Here is a 2,187-nt window from a genome sequence, read left to right as displayed (position 1 = left end):
GAATTATATGATATTTAATACCTCTGGATACTACCAATGGAGTACTTTTTGAATAAATCATGATACTTTAAGTGTATGGAGGTTTCCTTCTTTATTTTATAAGTTGTGTTTAACTATAAGTCGGAGGAAAACCATATGGTACAGGCAGTCGATAGTTCAAAGGCGCAACAGAAATTTGCGTTGGGAATGTCAACATTTTCGTTTACGCTTTGCTTTGCCATGTGGACGATATTTTCCATATTGGGTGTAAAAATAGCGGAAGAGTTTCAGCTCTCTAGCACGGAACTGGGACTGTTAATGGCGACACCGATTCTCACAGGTTCGGTCAGTCGATTGTTTTTGGGAATCGCGTCTGACTACTTTGGGGGCCGTACTGTTTTTGCGGTTGTCATGCTCCTGTCGTCCGGTTCTGCATGGTTGCTGAGTCTATCTCACAGTTACTACTTGCTGTTGCTTTGCGCACTGGGCATTGGATTGGCAGGCGGTAGCTTCGTTGTTGGTGTGGCATATGTATCGGCGTGGTTTAAGAAAAACCAACAAGGTACAGCTTTAGGGATATTTGGCGCGGGAAATGTCGGCTCTTCTGTGACCTCGCTCTGTATGCCAATGCTCTTACTGATCATGGACTGGCGCAGTGCGGTTCAAATCTATGCAATTATTTTGGCTACAGCAGGAGTTGGGTTTTATTTTCTCGCAAAGAACGAACAAAGAGAAAGACCGCGAGAGCAAGTATCTATATATAGCCAGCTCCATCCTTTGAAAGAGGTAAGGGTCTGGCGATTCTCCTTGTACTACTTTTTTGTTTTCGGTGCCTTTGTGGCATTAGCACTATGGTTACCCCAATATACAATCGGTGTATTTGATGTGTCCTTGGCTCAAGCAGGCTTGATAGCAGGGCTTTACACGGTTCCAGGTTCATTGTTTAGAATACTTGGTGGAATATTATCGGACAGGTATGGTGCTCGTAAAGTGATGTACTGGACGTTTATCGCATCAGTAGTCTGCACCTTTATTCTTAGTTATCCCAATACACATTACAGTGTTGAGGGAATACGAGGTGTTATTAATTTCTCATTAGAAACTAACGTCTATCAATTTGCTGTAATCTGTATCGTGCTAGGTTTTTTCATGTCTTTAGGAAAAGCGGCAGTTTTTAAACATATCCCTGTTTATTATCCCAATAATGTGGGTGTTGTAAGTGGTGCTGTTGGTATGGTTGGCGGGCTTGGTGGCTTCTTTCTTCCTCTGACATTTGGCATGTTAAATGATCTAGTTGGAGTCTGGCAAACATGCTTTATGTTGCTCTTTGTATTATGCAGTTTGGCGTTAACCTGGATGCATTTTGCGATTAGAAAATCTGAAAGCAAAGAATGGCGATCAGGAAGAACTGAAAATGACCTTCCAGAACTAACCGAATAAAAAAGGAATGAAAAGGAGATAGAGATGGTAACCATTATGCATTTATTTATCTCCTTCCTTGTATGGGGAGCCTGGCCCGTTGTTGTCTTTAATCTTCCAGACTATGGGTATAACCTAACATTCATTTCGAAGCTTATCCTGATCTTGTTTTGTTTTTTGGGAAGTAGTTTGTCTCGAATTCTTTGGGATTTTCTAGCGACAATTTTCGGTGTGATTAATTGGTTGCTAATTTCTACACTTCTCCTCATTTTACCATGTTTATGGATGGCTGCTATTATACTCTTTCCTAGCGAAAATTATATTATGTTGTTGGCAGTTTCTAGCTTGACAGGCTTAGCATCTGGTAGTTCAGTCACAGTAATGCGATTTATGATGTTGCGATTTAGTCAGCGTGATGCAGTATCTAGAATTACTTACGCTGATAGTATTGGTGGCATTGGTTTGTCATTCTCATTCTTTATAGGACTTTTGTTTTCTCAAAGTGGTATAAGTCAGGGTTGTTTTTATTTATATCCGCTTTTGTATATACCGCTAGTTTTTGTTTTATTTTTTGTTCTTTGGTTTTCAGTTAAAAGAGATAGAGACTTTCCCAAGATAGATAAAGTATTTACTTGTGATCTAAATAATAAAGAATTTTTTTCAGCTATTATATATGGCAGTTCGCTCGCTTTTTTATTGGGAGCAACGTTTGTATTCCCATTTATTACTCGGCTTTACTTTAAAAGTGTAAATCCACTAGATTATGCTTTTTTTGTCCCGATCATGGGC

The 2,187-nt window shown here is 39.6% G+C and carries 2 protein-coding genes; both read left to right on the top strand.

Annotated elements, in window-relative coordinates:
- Positions 1 to 135: 135 nt before the first annotated feature.
- Positions 136 to 1,419 (top strand): MFS transporter, encoded by a 1,284-nt coding sequence (locus tag BZG80_RS15595; RefSeq protein WP_077661692.1) that lies wholly within the window; start codon positions 136 to 138, stop codon positions 1,417 to 1,419.
- Between the two features lie 24 nt (positions 1,420 to 1,443).
- Positions 1,444 to 2,187, top strand: a 744-nt coding sequence (locus BZG80_RS15590; RefSeq protein ID WP_131827571.1) for an MFS transporter, incomplete at its 3' end; no start/stop codon positions are given.

Origin of the sequence: Salinivibrio sp. MA440 (assembly GCF_001996265.1) — a bacterium.
GTDB lineage: Bacteria > Pseudomonadota > Gammaproteobacteria > Enterobacterales > Vibrionaceae > Salinivibrio > Salinivibrio costicola.
Note: the sequence above shows the minus strand (reverse complement) of the source record. Positions and strands in the feature narration are given on the sequence as shown.

Bases quoted from the DNA above. Each gene is read 5' to 3' on its own strand.
- BZG80_RS15595 (WP_077661692.1), top strand. From the start codon at position 136: ATGGTACAGGCAGTCGATAGTTCAAAGGCGCAACAGAAATTTGCGTTG.